General features: G+C 48.2%; 15 protein-coding genes. 3 read left to right on the top strand and 12 right to left on the bottom strand.

Annotation, left to right across the window (positions count from 1 at the left end; translation table 11 throughout):
• Positions 1–65 precede the first annotated feature (65 nt).
• Positions 66–524 carry a xanthine phosphoribosyltransferase gene (gene gpt, locus QL223_RS13415; protein WP_002542331.1) on the bottom strand — a complete coding sequence of 153 codons (459 nt, stop codon included), beginning with the start codon at positions 522–524 and terminating at the stop codon, positions 66–68.
• 63 nt (positions 525–587) lie between these two features.
• Positions 588–1,874 carry an NCS2 family permease gene (locus tag QL223_RS13410; protein ID WP_002542332.1) on the bottom strand — a complete coding sequence of 429 codons (1,287 nt, stop codon included), beginning with the start codon at positions 1,872–1,874 and terminating at the stop codon, positions 588–590.
• Between the two features lie 991 nt (positions 1,875–2,865).
• On the opposite strand from QL223_RS13410, the gene QL223_RS13405 reads away from it, so the two are divergent.
• Together QL223_RS13405 and QL223_RS13400 are read left to right on the top strand one after the other, a co-directional pair.
• Positions 2,866–4,506, top strand: a complete 1,641-nt coding sequence (locus QL223_RS13405; protein WP_002542333.1) for a methyl-accepting chemotaxis protein — start codon at positions 2,866–2,868, stop codon at positions 4,504–4,506.
• A gap of 187 nt (positions 4,507–4,693) precedes the next feature.
• The gene (locus QL223_RS13400) at positions 4,694–6,154 is read left to right on the top strand and encodes an aminoacyl-histidine dipeptidase (RefSeq protein WP_281545032.1); all 1,461 of its coding nucleotides are present in this window, start codon (positions 4,694–4,696) and stop codon (positions 6,152–6,154) included.
• Between the two features lie 52 nt (positions 6,155–6,206).
• Here QL223_RS13400 and dinB read toward each other — a convergent pair whose 3' ends face one another.
• Positions 6,207–7,265, bottom strand: a complete 1,059-nt coding sequence (gene dinB, locus QL223_RS13395; RefSeq protein WP_002542336.1) for a DNA polymerase IV — start codon at positions 7,263–7,265, stop codon at positions 6,207–6,209.
• Positions 7,266–7,591: 326 nt separating this feature from the next.
• On the opposite strand from dinB, the gene QL223_RS13390 reads away from it, so the two are divergent.
• Positions 7,592–8,812 (top strand): response regulator, encoded by a 1,221-nt coding sequence (locus QL223_RS13390; RefSeq protein WP_002537053.1) that lies wholly within the window; start codon positions 7,592–7,594, stop codon positions 8,810–8,812.
• A gap of 29 nt (positions 8,813–8,841) precedes the next feature.
• On the opposite strand, the gene nqrM is transcribed toward QL223_RS13390, so the two are convergent.
• The 9 genes from nqrM to bolA all read right to left on the bottom strand — a co-directional run bounded on the left by nqrM (position 8,842) and on the right by bolA (position 16,899).
• Positions 8,842–9,063 (bottom strand): (Na+)-NQR maturation NqrM, encoded by a 222-nt coding sequence (nqrM, locus tag QL223_RS13385; RefSeq protein ID WP_002537052.1) that lies wholly within the window; start codon positions 9,061–9,063, stop codon positions 8,842–8,844.
• Positions 9,064–9,073: 10 nt separating this feature from the next.
• On the bottom strand, positions 9,074–10,090 hold the full coding sequence (locus QL223_RS13380) for an FAD:protein FMN transferase (RefSeq protein ID WP_281545031.1): 1,017 nt from the start codon (positions 10,088–10,090) through the stop codon (positions 9,074–9,076).
• Between the two features lie 154 nt (positions 10,091–10,244).
• Entirely contained in the window at positions 10,245–11,468 is a 1,224-nt protein-coding gene (nqrF, locus tag QL223_RS13375; RefSeq protein ID WP_002537048.1) for an NADH:ubiquinone reductase (Na(+)-transporting) subunit F, read from the bottom strand.
• Positions 11,469–11,499: 31 nt separating this feature from the next.
• Positions 11,500–12,096 carry an NADH:ubiquinone reductase (Na(+)-transporting) subunit E gene (gene nqrE / locus QL223_RS13370; RefSeq protein WP_002537045.1) on the bottom strand — a complete coding sequence of 199 codons (597 nt, stop codon included), beginning with the start codon at positions 12,094–12,096 and terminating at the stop codon, positions 11,500–11,502.
• A 7-nt stretch (positions 12,097–12,103) separates the two neighbouring features.
• Complete coding sequence (locus tag QL223_RS13365; protein ID WP_002537043.1) at positions 12,104–12,736, bottom strand: NADH:ubiquinone reductase (Na(+)-transporting) subunit D; 633 nt, start codon at positions 12,734–12,736, stop codon at positions 12,104–12,106.
• A complete protein-coding gene (locus QL223_RS13360; RefSeq protein WP_002537041.1) occupies positions 12,729–13,511 on the bottom strand; it encodes a Na(+)-translocating NADH-quinone reductase subunit C in 783 nt (260 codons plus the stop codon). Before QL223_RS13360 ends, QL223_RS13365 begins: the two co-directional genes overlap by 8 nt.
• Entirely contained in the window at positions 13,498–14,742 is a 1,245-nt protein-coding gene (locus QL223_RS13355; RefSeq protein WP_002537040.1) for an NADH:ubiquinone reductase (Na(+)-transporting) subunit B, read from the bottom strand. The genes QL223_RS13360 and QL223_RS13355 overlap by 14 nt, the downstream gene beginning before the upstream one ends.
• 3 nt (positions 14,743–14,745) lie before the next feature.
• Positions 14,746–16,086, bottom strand: coding sequence for a Na(+)-translocating NADH-quinone reductase subunit A (locus QL223_RS13350; protein ID WP_002537037.1), 1,341 nt, complete (start codon positions 16,084–16,086; stop codon positions 14,746–14,748).
• Between the two features lie 489 nt (positions 16,087–16,575).
• Entirely contained in the window at positions 16,576–16,899 is a 324-nt protein-coding gene (gene bolA, locus QL223_RS13345; RefSeq protein ID WP_002537036.1) for a transcriptional regulator BolA, read from the bottom strand.

Raw genomic sequence — 16,899 nt, 5'->3', positions numbered from 1 at the left:
TGATAGACGCCTAAATTTGGTCATAAAAAAAGCCCCATAGAGGGGCTTTTCAAGTTCTTTAGTAATTAGCGCTTTGAGATTGGCTCAACGAAAGTTACGCCCATGTCCCAAGGTTGCTCAATCCAGCAATCCTGAGGGATGTCTACGACATAGTCATCTACCAGGTGTTTACCCGCTGGCTTCGCACAAACAGTCACGAATTTCGCTTTCGGGTACATTTCACGAATGACTTCTGCAGTACCGCCAGTATCAACCAGATCGTCCACTACCAGGAAGCCTTCGCCGTCGCCGTCTGCTTTCTTAAGAACACGCATATCACGCTGGTGATCGTGGTCGTAGCTAGAAATGCAAACTGTATCCACATGGCGAATACCCAGCTCACGCGCCAAAATCGCTGAAGGAACCAGACCACCACGGCTTACCGCGATAATGCCTTTCCATTGATCTGCAGGTAGCAGTTTTTCAGCCAGTTGACGGGTGTACATTTGCATGTTGTCCCAGGTGATAACAAACTTGTTGCTCATTTAGAAAACCTCAGGCGTTAGACGCCAATTTAACTCAGTCAAACGATTGCGGCGTATTGTGTCTTACATAACGAATTTCAGCAAGAACAGGGCAGCAAGAACCCAAATACTGATAGGCACATCACGTCCTTTACCGCTGAATGCTTTGATAGCGCAGTAAGAGATAAAACCCAGACCGATACCGTGAGCAATTGAATAGGTCAACGGCATCAGCAAACACACAACCACAACAGGTGCCGCTTCAGTTAGGTCGCGCCAGTTAATGCTTACCAGACCCGACATCATAAGAATAGCAACGTAGAACAGCGCACCTGCTGTCGCATACGCAGGAACCATTCCAGCCAGTGGCGAGAAGAACAGTGCCAGCAGGAACATGATACCTACTGTCACGGCTGTTAGACCGGTACGGCCACCCGCAGCAACACCTGACACACTTTCAATGTAAGACGTGGTATTCGATGTACCCAGCACCGCACCCACAGTGGTTGCCGTACTGTCAGCCAACAGCGCACGGTTCAGACGCGGCAGTTTGCCGTCTTTATCCAGAAGCTCTGCTTTTTGTGCCACACCTACCAAGGTGCCCGCTGTGTCAAACAGGTCAACAAACAGGAACGCGAACACGATAGAAATCAGACCCACTTCCATCGCACCGGCAAAATCTAGCTGCATGAAGGTTGGCGCAATGCTTGGTGGCGCAGACATGATGCCGCCATATTGGATTTCACCAAACAATACACCCAGCGCAGTCACGATAAGAATCGCAATCATTACTGCACCTTTGATACCGCGGTTAACCAGGCCAATGGTTAGGAAGAAACCCAGAGCCGCCATCGCAGGACCAAAAGAAGAAAGGTCACCCATTGAAACCAAAGTGGCTGGATGATCGACAACAATGCCAGAGTTTTGCAGTGCAATCAGCGCGAGGAACATACCGATACCGGCAGAGATACCGGTACGCAGCGATAACGGAATAGAATGGATAATCCACTCACGCACCTTAAACAGACTCAGCGCGATAAAACACACGCCAGACAGGAATACCGCAGCCAGTGCGACCTGCCATGAGTAGCCCATTTGAAAAACAACGGTATAAGTGAAGAAGGCGTTCAGACCCATACCTGGTGCCTGAGCAACAGGATAGTTTGCTACCAAACCCATAATGAAACAGCCAATCGCCGCCGCCAAACAGGTTGCAACGAAGACTGCACCACGATCCATGCCTGTTTCAGACAGAATCGCAGGGTTTACAAAAATGATGTAAGCCATTGTCAGGAATGTTGTCAGTCCCGCAATAACCTCGGTTTTAATATCTGTACCTTGCTCTTTCAGTTTAAAAAGACGCTCAAGCATGGCTTTCGGTTCCTTGGAAAGTATGAATTTAGCAAAAGTTGACGCAAACGTTTTCCACAAACGTTTGCGTGAAAATTTGACGCGAATATTACCCGCCACATCACAAAATTTCCAGCGTGAATAACTGTTTAAAAATCTTGATTGCTGACGAATTAAACGACATTTCGCGACCCTAAGGTCTCAAGGGTCTATGCACATTATGTTAGAGGGAAATGCTGCTTAAGAAATGTACTGAGTTGAAATCTGAGAGATATATAAAGAAGTGACTCAACAGAATGAGAGGTGCTCAATATTTCACCAGCCCAAAGGTAAAAAAAACGCCACTTTAAAAGTGGCGCCAGATAAAAATGGCGTTTCCAAACTGCGGAAACAAAGTATCTGTTAGAGCGGGGTATTACAGTTGAGGACCTCAGCCCTCAGGGGGAACAAGTAAGCTTACTTGCGGTTGTATCCGAATGTCGCCGGATACCGAAAATTCGTGGTGTATACAGAACCGCGGTTCCAGTAGTGACACGCTGAACTACCTTTCATCAGCTTATTACCTCAAAAAAATTCGAAAAGAATGCAGCTTCGTTAAAAGCTCGGTTCCGTGGAGACGAATAAATTTCGGGCTTATCCATAAACAAATGAAAGCGCATGGCCATGTCCCGGGCAAACAGCCCAATCCAAGGGACGGTGAGATACTAGCCTATCTGTTATTTTATTACAACCATAAAAGCGATCAGGATCACATTTTATATCAATCACCTGCCATTTATGTAATTTAATTACACACAATTTCAGGTGTTATTGAGAAAAATGTTAAGACAACCAGCTATTTAGTCTTAATCGCTTGAATCGCCTCCAACTTGCTGAAAAAGTAGACATCATAACTATAAATGAGACACCAACAATAAGGACTCGCTCCCACAGGGCCGCAAACAGCGGTACAGGGAGGCGACAGGCTGAAACGGGCTCGCCCACTTCAGCCGCAACATAGGAATGTACTTTGATGCTTGTTGACGCTATTCGTAATATCAAAATCCGCCACCGCGTTTTCATTCTGGTCGCAATCACCCTCAGCGCCATGGTTGTTCCCATCTACCTGTTTGCCAGTCATAACTATCAAACGCTGATGGAATATAAAAAAGACGAAACCAAGGTTCTGGTTGATAGCGGACACTCGCTGATTGAACACCACTACAACCGATTTAAAAATGGGGATATTTCTGAGCAAGAAGCGAAACAATCCGCGTTAGATGCGATTGCTGCTTTACGCTATGACCAAAGTAACTACTTCTGGATCAACGACAGTAAACCTGCCATGGTCCTCCATCCCATCAAGCCCCAGCTGAACGGTCAGGATCTCTCCCAATTTGAAGATAAAGCTGGTAACCGCCTGTTTGTGGAAATGGCAGCAACAGCAAAACGCTCTGGTGCGGGTTTCGTCGATTATTTTTGGAGTAAACCAGGCTCAGAGATACCAGTACAAAAAACATCTTACGTGAAACTTTTCGAACCCTGGGGCTGGATTCTGGGAACGGGCATTTATGTCGACGATGTAAAGACCACTTTTATTGGAGAGCTTAAGTTCCTAGTCACCTGTGTGGCCGTTATTCTCGGAATCGTTCTGCTTATCAGCGCTGCTATCGGACAATCTATCGTCGCGCCAAGTGCCCAAACAGCCAAAGCGCTTAAGGACATATCCAGCGGTGAAGGCGATCTTTCACACAGATTATCTTCTTCTGGTCGCGATGAGCTCAGTCAGATAGCCCGATTCTTTAACCGCTTTATCGACCAAATTCGCGGCATAGTTGGAGAGATCAACCCAGTCTCTGACACACTGGCAAAATCCGCCGACGAAATGGCGCGCCTTTCAGAGAACTCTGAAAGATTGGCGAATCAGCAAAGTGCAGAGATCGACAGTATTTCGGCTGCTGTTAATGAGCTGCTAGCCAGCAATCAAGAGATTGCATCCTCTGCTTCACACGCAGCTGAGGAAGCACAGCTGGCGGCGGAAGAATGTCAACAAGGCCAGAAGGTTGTGAACAATATGCATCATCAGATGCAGGGAATGGTTGATAGCCTCCAAAGTGCTGCCAACGAAGCAAATATGTTGGCCGATGATTCCAAAAATGTCGGCCAGGTATTGGACGTGATTCGTGCCATCGCTGAACAAACCAATCTACTCGCATTGAATGCGGCGATTGAAGCAGCACGAGCTGGCGATCAGGGACGGGGATTTGCAGTGGTTGCCGATGAGGTAAGAACGCTGGCTATTCGCACTCAACAAAGTACGGATGAAATTGAAACCATCATTACATCACTCCAATCCCGAGCCTCTTCGCTCAATACAGAATTAGGTAAAACGCAGACGCTGTCCGAAGCCACGACCGAGCATAACCAGTTAACCTTGCATGCATTAACTGCGATAGACACTAAAGTTGGGGACATCACAGGGGTAACACAGTCGATAGCTTCTGCATGCAGCCAAACAGCTGCTGCTACAGAGGAGATCAACGTTAATTTACACAACCTCGTTAGCAAAGGACGGGAAACCGTTGAACAAAGTCGTGACCTGACCGAACAGAGTCTTGCTCTGTCAGCCGTCGGCGTTCAGCTGAAAAGTGCCATCGGTCAGTTCAAGATGTAAGCTATCACTCGCCATTCAGAGATATGCTTTTAACAAAGCATACTTTTACGTTACAAATTCTGTTAGTTTGACGGCATGCCCCAGTGGCGTGCCGTTTTTGTATATGGAAATGGTATGTTGTATGGGTATAGAAGCCATCTTGGCTTTGTGAAGCGCCTTTTTATTTCGAGTTTTCTGGAGAAAGCCTGTGTCAGAAATCAGCCAACTATCGCCACAACCTGTGTGGCAGTTTTTCGATAAGATCTGTTCTATCCCTCACCCATCCAAGCATGAAGAGCAACTGGCACAGTACATTGTTGACTGGGCGACCAGTGAAGGCCTTTCTGTAACCCGTGATGACATCGGCAACGTGATCATCAGAAAGCCAGCCACAGCGGGCATGGAAAACCGCAAAGGTGTGGTGCTGCAAGCACATATCGATATGGTGCCGCAGAAAAACGAAAACACGGACCATGATTTCACGACAGATCCTATCCGTCCTTACATTGACGGGGAATGGGTTACCGCCGATGGCACCACTCTGGGTGCAGACAACGGTATGGGTATGGCGACATGTCTTGCCGTCCTTGCGTCTAAAGACATTGAGCACGGCCCACTGGAAGTTCTGCTGACCATTGATGAAGAAGCGGGCATGACTGGCGCGTTTGGTCTGAAAGCAGGTTGGTTGGAAGGTGAGATCCTCCTGAATACCGACTCTGAGCAAGAAGGCGAAATCTACATGGGTTGTGCGGGTGGCGTGGATGCCTCTGTCGCTTTCTCTTTGGAGCGCGAGACCCTGGGCGGCGGTTATGTCGGTAAAACGCTTCAGATTAAAGGCCTAAAAGGTGGTCACTCCGGTGTTGATATTCACACCGGCCGTGCAAATGCCAACAAGCTGTTGGGCCGCTTTCTAGCTGGTCACGCGAATGAATTGGGTCTTCGCCTGCTTTCGGTCCGCGGCGGTACACTTCGCAATGCCATCCCACGCGAAGCTTTTGCAGATGTTGCTGTCCCTGCAGCCAACGAAGAAAAACTGGCGAACCTCTTCAGTCATTTTGAATCTCTGCTGAAGGAAGAACTGGGCGCTGTAGAGACCTCCATCGCACTATCGGTTCTGGATGCCGAGCTCTCCGAGCAAGCTCTGAAGCCTTCGGTACAAAGCCGTATTATCGCCACCATCAATGCCTGTCCAAACGGCGTGATTCGCATGAGCGACGACATTCCCGGTGTGGTTGAAACCTCGCTTAACCTTGGCGTGATTACGACTGAAGACGACAAGATGACCCTACTCTGCCTGATCCGTTCACTGGCAGACAGTGGTCGCAGCTATGTAGAAAGCATGTTGAAATCCACCGGTGAGCTGGCTGGAGCTAAAGTGACTTTCTCTGGCGCGTACCCGGGTTGGAAGCCGGACCCAGAATCAGAAATCATGCATGTTTTCAGAAAAACCTATGAAAACATCTATGGTCATGCTCCTGACATCATGGTGATCCACGCCGGTCTTGAATGTGGCTTATTCAAGGAGCCATATCCAAACATGGATATGATCTCCTTCGGCCCGACTATCAAGTTCCCTCATTCACCGGATGAAAAAGTGGAAATTGCTACCGTGGGGCTATTCTGGGAGCAAATGCTGGCAATGCTAAAGGCCATTCCCGAAAAAGCATAACTCAAAGAGAAAGAGCGCCAATTGGCGCTCTTTTGCTATCTTTTCCCTGCCATTACCACTCAAAGCTGAGTTGCGAAGGCTGGTTCTTATCGTCAGATTTCAAACCAACAGATAAGCCAATCAGCCGCACCCCCCTTCCTTGCTGACGCGCTAATGCTTCGCGTAATAACTCAGGGAACATCGCATTGTCATAACGCCACTGGCGATGCTCCACTGTGGTTTGCTGGAAGTCTGAAAATTTGAGTTTCACACCCTGACGAACAATTTCCATATTGGGCGAGACACGCTTAAGCCTTGTTTCCATCTCTTCGAACAGTGAGGCCATAACATCGAGGCATTCTGCTTCGGTTTGAATGTCCTCTGGCAAGGTTCGCTCAACGCCTACTGACTTTCTGACACGCTCTGTTTCCACACTACGTTCATCAATGCCATGGCAACGCTTCCATAAAGACAGACCAAACTTTCCAAACCGTTTAAGCAAAGCATTCTTATCAAATTGCTGCACGTCTTCGCCTTTGTATAGCCCCATCTCATGAAGCTTTGCCAAGGTAACCTTTCCGACACCGGGAATTTTCTCTAGTGCTAGCGTTTTTACGAAGTCATCGACCTCACCGGGTGTGACGACATACATACCATCGGGTTTATTAAGATCAGACGCCACCTTAGCCACGAATTTTACTGGTGCAATCCCCGCCGATGCAGTCAAGCCAAGTTCTTCTCGAATAGCACGACGGACATCCTCAGCAATCATGGTCGCAGAACCTCGAAAAAGTGAGCATTCACTAACATCCAGGTATGCTTCATCTAACGAGAGCGGTTCTATTTTGTCGGTATAGCGCTCGAAGATAGAACGGATTTGACGGGAAACGCTTTTGTATTTGTTCATGTCCCCACGAATCACAGTAAGATTCGGACAAAGTTTCAAGGCATGGCCCGTCGCCATGGCAGAACGAACACCATATTTACGGGCAATATAATTACAGGTCGAGATCACCCCTCGGCGCTTTTCAGAACCACCAATAGCAAGAGGGATGTCGCGCAGTGCCGGGTTATCCCGCATCTCTACTGCCGCGTAAAAACAATCCATGTCGACGTGGATTATCTTTCTCATAAACTCATTCGCTCAAATCAGACACTGTTTATATACACAGTATACAACCATTCTGTCAATCTACATTTCCTTGAGATAGTTAGGGGCTGTTGACCTTTGGTGGTTAAATTTTGTTCTCGCTATAAGCGTTTTAGGCGCGACGAGGTGTGTGCCGCCTAGTCATTCTAAGCAAATACACCTCAACAAAGCATAAAATCCCCACAAACGGCTGCAAAAATCATCACCAAAGGTCAGCAGCCCCTGGGCTATAGTTAAACGTATAATTAGAAACGACACTTTTGATACCAATTTGGGACAACATGAGATCCCAGAAAAAGGTGCGCAACATGATGATGAGTCGCAAGGTACTGGTTGTCGATGACAGTCCGACATTTCAAAGCTACGTTTCCTCTCTGTTAGAAGATGCGGGATTCGAGCCCGTCGTCTTTGGCAGCCTCGCGGAAACGAAAGCTTATCTGGAAACCAAGCCTAGTTTTGTTAGTGCGGTTCTCGATTTCTGCTTGCCTGATGCCCCTAAAGGCGAAGTGATTGACCTTGTGCTTGAAGCTGGGCATCGGGTCATAGTGTTAACAGGAAATGGGGACAAAGAGCTCAGAGAGGAGCTTCTTGGTAAAGGGATTGTCGATTACATATTGAAAGACAGCGCGGTCTCTCTCGCCTTTTTGGTTCCTTTGCTAAACCGTTTAGTCCAGAACATCGACAAGACAGCTCTGGTTGTTGATGATTCTCCTGCCATCACCCAGTTTCTGAAAGACCTTCTTGAGCGTCAATACATCACGGTTCACACCGCCTCAAATGGTATCGAGGCTCTCGAGGTGATGGATAACGTATGGAACGTAAACCTTGTTATCACCGATAATGACATGCCGTTGATGAATGGCGTTGAACTTACCCAGCACCTAAGAATGAATAACGATCGCGATGAACTGGCGATCATAGGCCTTTCAGCGTCGGATAATCCCGACCTCATTCCGCAGTTTCTCAAAGCAGGCGCCAATGACTTTCTCAATAAGCCATTTAACCAAGAAGAGCTTTATTGCCGCATTCATTCGCAACTGAATATGCAGGATGCCAGTGAACAACTCTACTTTTTAGCTAACCGTGACCATCTTACCGGTCTTTGGAACCGTCGATATTTCTTTAACTTTACCGACGAAAATCCCGCACCTCATAAAAGCATCGCAATGATTGATATCGATAACTTCAAGAACATCAATGATACCTACGGACATGATGGCGGCGACCATGTACTGAAATATCTGGGGCGGACACTGAACATGGCGTTTTCCTCAGCGCTTCCGGCAAGATTCGGTGGTGAAGAGTTCGTGGTTCTCTGCACGGAAAACAGCGATGTTTTTCAAGCTGAACTGGAAGCATTTCGGCAGGAAATTGAACGCACAGTTATCGAATATAATGACCAAATCATCAAGTACACTGTGAGCATCGGGCTTGCGAGTGGAAACCAGTCTCTCGGACTCTTACTGAAAGAAGCGGATGACAAGCTTTACGAAGCGAAAGCTCAGGGGAGAAACCTGTTGAGATCATAAAAAAACCGCCTTTCGGCGGTTTTTCCAATTTAGATGATTTGGTTCTTTTTCCACTCTTCAGTCTTCGCTGCTCGAGCTTCACGCTTCTTGCGCGCATCACACGGCTCAGGGCAATCACATTCTTTCTCGATACCCACTGCGCCCAAACCACCACAGCTTCCGCTGATCGTTTTGCGCTGAATAATGAAGCCAATAGACATACCAGTAATCACCAGAATGAATACCGCGAAGGTTATCAGATACACAGACATCTTATTACCTTTAACGTGTTAGATATGGTTTGAACGCATCCGATGCGACTTCGTTAAATCCATTATCCGTCTTTACGATGAAAAATGCAGGAATATTTTCCTGGTTCGCTAATGCAAGCGCCGCATCTGGGCCCATCACCATAAAGGCCGTAGAGAGGCCATCAGCCGTCATACAAGACTTATCCAGTACAGTTACCGACACAAGACGATGGTTGATTGGCTTGGCTGTTGCTGGGTTAATAGTGTGCGAGTAACGAACACCATTTTCTTCAAAATAGTTGCGGTAGTCACCTGACGTGGCGATTGCCATATCACCCGGTGCAATGATTTCCTGCACGGTTTGCTGTTCAGACGTTGGCTTTTCGATGGCAATACGCCATGGCTGCCCTTCTGCATTTTTACCTTTTAGCTGAAGCTCACCACCTATCTCAACCAAGTAATTATCGATACCCAGTGACGCCAGATAGTTTGCCACTACATCAACACCAAAGCCCTTAGCAATCGATGACAAATCGACGTATAGGCCCGGGTTGGTTTTGATCAGGTTGTTACCCTCTACAGACAAGAACTCAATCCCTGTCATTGCACGGCGCTCTTCAATCTGCTCGTCGGTTGGAACACGGTCAGGACGTCCTTCAGGACCAAAACCCCAAAGGTTAACCAATGGGCCAACGGTGACATCCAATGCGCCATCAGATAGCAGGTTCAGACGAATCGCTTCTGCGACCACTTTTGCCGTGTCTTTCGAAACAGTAAATGGTTCACTGCCTTTTTGCTGGTTAAACAGACTCAGTTCAGAATCCTTGCGGTACGTAGACATCTGATCGTTGACCAACTCCAGACGTGCATCAATTTCCGCCTGAATATCGCTGGAAGCAGGAAGCTCTATATCAGTAACATATTTCACCGAGTAATAAGTTCCCATGGTGGAACCTGTCAGGTGTGTTTGCTGAGGCGCTTGCTCGCAGCCGGACAAAACCAGTAACGCACTGATCATGAGACCGGCAGACAACAGGAATTTTTTCATTACATCATCCAGTTGATTATAAAAGGGATCAGAAAGAATCACTTTCGACTTTGGTGAGCTTGAAAAGCCATTCAGAAAACAATGATTCTGTCTGATTAGATGCAAAATGGCTGACCCTAAGGCCAGCCATTATCTCCTTCAGACAGCGGGGCGATTAGCCACCGAAGTCATCCAGTAGGATGTTCTCGTCTTCAACACCCAAGTCTTTCAGCATGCCGATCACAGCGGCGTTCATCATTGGAGGACCACACATGTAGTACTCACAATCTTCTGGCGCTTCGTGATCTTTGAGATAGTTCTCGAACAGCACGTTGTGGATGAAGCCAGTGTAGCCATCCCAGTTATCTTCAGGCATAGGATCAGACAGAGCACAGTGCCAAACGAAGTTTTCGTTTTCTGCTGCCAATCCATCGAAATCTTCTACATAGAACATTTCACGCTTAGAACGCGCACCGTACCAGAAAGACATCTTTCGGCTAGACTTCAGACGCTTCAGCTGGTCGAAGATGTGTGAACGCATTGGTGCCATACCTGCACCACCGCCCACAAATACCATTTCTGCATCTGTGTCTTTCGCGAAGAACTCACCAAACGGACCAGAGATCGTACACTTATCACCTTCCTTCAGTGACCAGATGTACGAAGACATGATGCCTGGTGGTACGTCTGGGTTGTTAGGTGGTGGCGTCGCAATACGCACGTTCAGCATGATGATGCCAAACTCTTCTGGGTAGTTCGCCATTGAGTATGCACGGATGGTTTCTTCGTTAACCTTGGACTCGTAACGGAACAGGTTAAACTTCTCCCAGTCTTCACGGTATTCTTCTGGAATATCGTAATCTGCGTACTTAACGTGGTGAGCAGGCGCTTCGATCTGGATGTAACCACCCGCACGGAACGGTACTGACTCGCCGTCTGGAATTTGAAGCTTCAGCTCTTTGATGAAGGTTGCTTTGTTATCGTTAGAGATAACAGAACATTCCCACTTCTTCACGCCGAAGATTTCTTCAGGGAGCTCGATGTCCATGTCAGTTTTCATTGCTACCTGACAGGCCAGACGCTCACCTTCACGTGCTTCACCCTTGCTGATGTGGTCAAGTTCAGTAGGTAGAATATCACCACCACCTGATTTCACTTTCACACGGCACTGGCCACATGAGCCACCACCACCACAAGCTGAAGATACGAATACACCTGCACCCGCCAGCGCGCTCAGAAGCTTACCGCCTGGTTGCGTGGTGATTGCAAGGCTTGGATCGCCGTTTACAGCGATCGTGATGTCACCTGATGGTACCAGCTTGGACTTGGCGAACAGAATCACCAGTACCAGCGCCAGTACGATTAGAGTAAACATCACTACACCAAGAATAATGTCCATTGACTATTCCTTAATTCGCGGTTTACCCGACTTACAGTTGAACACCGGAGAAAGACATAAAGCCTAACGCCATCAGACCTACAGTGATGAAGGTAATACCCAGACCACGAAGTGCAGGTGGTACGTCAGAGTACTTCATCTTTTCACGGATACCTGCCAGCGCAACAATCGCCAGCATCCAGCCCACACCAGAGCCGAAACCGTAAACCACAGACTCCATGAAGTTGTAGTCACGTTGAACCATGAAAGATACACCACCGAAGATTGCACAGTTCACTGTGATCAGCGGCAGGAAGATACCCAGTGCGTTGTATAGCGGCGGGAAGAAGCGGTCCAGAACCATTTCCAGGATCTGTACCAGTGCCGCGATAACGCCGATGAAAGTGATGAAGTTCAGGAAGCTAAGATCCACGCCTTCAACAATCGCACCGTTTTTCAGTACCAGGTTGTAAATCAGGTTGTTAACCGGAACGGCCACAGACAGTACTACGATTACCGCAACACCTAGACCGAAAGAGGTTTTTACTTTCTTGGATACTGCCAGGAAAGTACACATACCCAGGAAGAAAGACAGTGCCAGGTTTTCGATGAAAATCGAACGAACCAGCAGACTAATGTAATGTTCCATTACGTCCTTACTCCTTCGCTTCTACTTGTTCAGGTTTGAAGTAACGCACAACCCAGATCAGGAAGCCGATCAGGAAGAACGCTGATGGGGCCAGAAGCATCAGACCGTTTGGCTGGTACCAACCACCTTCTGAAGTCAGAGGCAGAATTGATACGCCGAACAGCTTGCCTGAGCCCAGCAGTTCGCGGAAGAAGCCAACAGAAATCAGTACGAAACCATAACCCAGACCGTTACCGATACCGTCGATGAATGATGGCAGTGGCGGCGATTTCATCGCGTACGCTTCTGCACGACCCATAACGATACAGTTGGTGATGATCAGGCCAACGAATACTGACAGCTGTTTAGAGATGTCGTAAACGTAAGCTTTAAGGATCTGGTCTACCACGATTACCAGCGATGCAATGATCGCCATCTGAACGATGATACGCACAGAGTTTGGAATGTGGTTACGAATAAGCGATACGAACAGGTTCGAGAATGCCGTTACGAAAACTACCGCAAGGGTCATTACGAACGCTGTTTCCAGCTTGGTGGTTACTGCCAGTGCAGAACAAACACCCAGTACCTGAAGGGCAATTGGGTTGTTATCCAGTACTGGAGACCAAAGATTCTTTTTCAGTTCTTTAGAATCAGCCATTGATCAGCTCTCCCTGTTGAACTTTCTTCAGGAATGGGCCAAAGCCGTTGTCACCAAACCAGAAGTCAAAGGTGTGCTGTACACCGTTTGAAGTCAGAGTCGCACCTGACAGACCGTCTACACCGTAAACATCTCCAGGTTGAGCACCGCCTTTAACAACTTTCAGCGCAGGCATGCCTTTGTCATCAAACAGCAGTTTGCCTTCGAACTGTGCACGCCAGCGAGGGTTTTCAACTTCGCCACCCAGACCCGGAGTTTCACCGTGCTGGTAGTAAGCGATGTCAGAAACGGTCTTGCCGTCTGTGTCCAGTGCAACGAAAGCATACATCATGCCCCACAGACCACTGCCATGTACTGGCAGGATCAGACGCTCAGTTTGACCCGCGTCGTCTTTCACCAAGTAAACCTTGGCGATGTCAGACAGGCGGCCAATCTTGGCGATATCTTTGTCTGCAGTCAGTTTTACTGACTGAGATGGGTCAGACGCTGCAATGCGTTGGTCAAAAGCCTTCGCTTCTTCAACAGTACCTACGAGGTCACCTGTTTTCAGGTCAACCAGACGTGGTTCGATGAACTTGTCAAAGGTTCCAGTGATGTTGCCGTTCGCATCGATACCAGCAACAGAAAGGATGTTGCGCTGTACGTCCAGCACGGCATTTTTCTCTTGCAGAGGACGCAGAGAAACGGCCGCGAACGATACCACGACTGAACACACGAGGCTCAGCGCGATAACTACGGTCAGCGTTTTTTTAATGCTATCGTTATTGCTTGACACGAGCCAGTCTCCGTTTGATGTTGCCCTGGATTACCAGGTTGTCGAACAGCGGCGCAAACAGGTTCGCGAACAGGATAGCCAGCATCATACCCTCTGGGTACGCTGGGTTAACCACACGAATCATCACTGCCATCGCACCGATCAGGATGCCGTACCACCATTTCGCTTTGTTGGTAAACGACGCGGAAACTGGGTCAGTTGCCATGAACATCATACCGAACGCGAAACCACCCAGAACCAGGTGCCAATGCCATGGCATGCTGAACATTGGGTTGGTGTCAGAGCCGATGATGTTGAACAGGGTCGCTGTAGCTACAAGACCAATCATGGTACCCAGAATGATGCGCCAAGATGCGATTCGCATCGCGACGATCATTGCACCACCAATGAAGATTGCCAGCGTTGACACTTCACCGATTGAGCCAGGGATGTTACCAATGAATGCATCCATCCAAGAGGTTGCTTGGCCTGTGATGTTGTTAACCAGCGCACCTTGACCACCTTGAGCCCATTGGCTCAGTGCTGTCGCACCTGAGTAACCATCAGCCGCAGTCCAAACCAGGTCACCTGAAATCTGTGCAGGGTATGCAAAGAACAGGAACGCACGGCCAGCAAGTGCAGGGTTCAGGAAGTTACGACCGGTACCACCGAAAATTTCTTTTGCTACAACAACACCAAAGGTAATACCCAGTGCTGCTTGCCACAGAGGAAGTGTTGGCGGAACAATCAATGCAAACAGGATAGAAGTAACGAAGAAACCTTCGTTGACTTCGTGCTTGCGCACCATACAGAACAGGACTTCCCAGAAGCCGCCCACGATAAATACCGTTGCGTAGATAGGCAGGAAGTAAGTGGCACCCAGTACCATTTTACTGCCCCAGCCAGCATCTGGTGTCAGCGTACCGCCCAACATTTCTGTCAGCCAGTAGTGCCAGTTACCGCCAACAACTGCTGCCAGTTGCTCTGCACCGTACATAGAGTTCAGTGCCATGATGGCTTGGTTACCAGCGTTGTACATGCCAAAGAACATGGCAGGGAATACAGCCAGCCACACCATGATCATGATGCGCTTCAAATCGATGCTGTCACGAACGTGCGCACCGCGTTTGGTCACTAGGCCTGGGGTGTAAAGAACAGTCGCTACTGCTTCGTACAGCGCAAACCACTTCTCGTGTTTACCACCCGGCTCGAAGTGATGCTCGATATCTTCAAGAAAATTCTTCAGGCTCATCGCTTACCCTTCCTTCTCAATTTGATCCAGGCACTCGCGGAGCATAGGGCCAAAATCGTACTTGCCAGGGCAAACAAAAGTACACAGAGCAAGATCTTCAGGATCCAGTTCCAGTGCGCCCAGCTGAGACATGCTGTCCAGGTCACCTGCACAGATATCACGCAGCAGCAGAGTCGGCTCGATGTCCAGAGGCATCACACGCTCGTAGTTACCGATTGGCACCATAGAGCGCTCACTACCGTTTGTGGTAGTGGTCATGTTGAACAGCTGGCCTTTAAAGAACTGGCTTAAATATGCGCGGGTAACGGAGAACTTGTTCTTACCTGGAGTAATCCAGCCAAACAGTTCTTTTTCACGACCTTCACGAAGCGCGCTCACCTGAAGGTGATAGCGACCGAGGTAACCGTGAACACCACCAGCGTTCGTACCACTTAGTACGGAGCCAGAAATGAGACGGATTTCACCAGGCATCAACTCATTGTCAGTGATGTCTGAGATAGAAGCACCGATTTGCGTGCGGATGAGACGAGGGTTGTTAACAACCGGACCTGCCAGAGAAACGACGCGATCTGTATAAACTTCACCAGTGAGGAAAAGCTTACCGAAAGCGATAACGTCTTGATAGTTCAGGTGCCAAACCTGCACGTCCATACCAACAGGGCGAAGGAAGTGAATGTGGGTACCAACCAGACCTGCTGGGTGAGGACCATTAAACACTTGCTCTTCCACATTGGCTTGGTTGCTACGCGGCAGGCTGGATTCGCCTTTACACACAAACACCTTACCGTCGGTCAGGCGTGAAAGCACGTCCAGACCTGCTACAAAAGCTTCTTGCTGTTCATTAATGATCAGCTCTGCGTTTGCAGCCAGAGGGTTTGAGTCCATCGCTGTAACAAAAACAGCTGCAGGACTTGCGTCAACCGCTGGTGTTTTGCTGAATGGGCGGGTACGGAGCGCCGTCCACACACCTGACTCAACAAGTTGGTCTACGACCACTTGACGATCCAGGCCTGCGATGTCGGAGGCTTCGTATTTGTTGAAAGTGACTTGCTCGTTGCCTTCTACTTCGATGACAACAGACTGAAGAACACGTTTTGCACCGCGGTTAACTTCAACCACAGTACCCGCTGCAGGAGCAGTAAATTTAACGCCTTGGTTCTTCTTGTCTTCAAAAAGAACCTGACCTTTTTTCACTACATCCCCAACACGAACATGCATCGTTGGACGCATGCCAACGTACTCTTCGCCAAGCAAGGCGACTTTTTTGATGGCAGGGCCATCATTTATCACCTGAGCTGGAGTCCCGGCAATTGGGATGTCCAGACCCTTTTTTATTGTAATCATACGCACTTGCACTACATTAACGGGAAAAAATTCTGTTATTGCGCAGTTTAATACACGACTTTCCACTGTCTAGCTGAGCGACTCATTCGCTCACCTTCGCAACTTCCTCATCACCAACCCGCAACAATTCAAGGCATGGGGTCAGTTTTCAAGCGGTGGATTCTATCATTAACCAAAGTCGTGATTCCACGGCAATCACCGTGATACACCCTGAATTTTCAGCAACTGAGCAAACTATGCTCAATTGTAAGCGATAAGTATGAGGCGGTGCACAGTTTAGGGTGCAAATGTGATGTGGATTAATTGTTACAAAATCAACATCTGACACTTGGACCTGTTGTTATCTTGTACAGCTAGATACACCCAATTTATTTAACATTTGCTCATACTTTGGGACAGTCACTGTCCCGTTGCTTGGCATCTGATATTCAAAAGCGATTTTCCTTTCTGCGCTAAAAGGGCTGTTTGAAACAGCCCTTACTTATTGGTCTATTCGGCGTCTAAAACCGAACCACCGTGACATGGCGGGGAGACGGGTGCTTGACCATTTAATTCGCGCCACTCTTCTTCAGTATAAGTATGAATTGCAAGTGCATGGATATCATTTTGCAATTCTTCACTCAGGGTCTGGTTTACCGCACGGTGCCTAGCGATAAGGCGTTGCCCTTCAAACTGTTCACTGACCACAGTCACTTTAAAGTGACTTTCTGAGCCTTCAGGGACGTTATGCATGTAACTTTCGTTTTTTACATCCAAATGCACCGGTGAAAATGCGGTGTTGAGCTTACGCTCAATTTTTTGCTGAACTTTCAT

Origin of the sequence: Grimontia sp. SpTr1 (genome assembly GCF_947387585.1) — a bacterium.
Taxonomy (GTDB): Bacteria; Pseudomonadota; Gammaproteobacteria; order Enterobacterales; family Vibrionaceae; genus Enterovibrio; species Enterovibrio indicus.
This window is presented reverse-complemented; position numbering and strand designations above follow the sequence as displayed.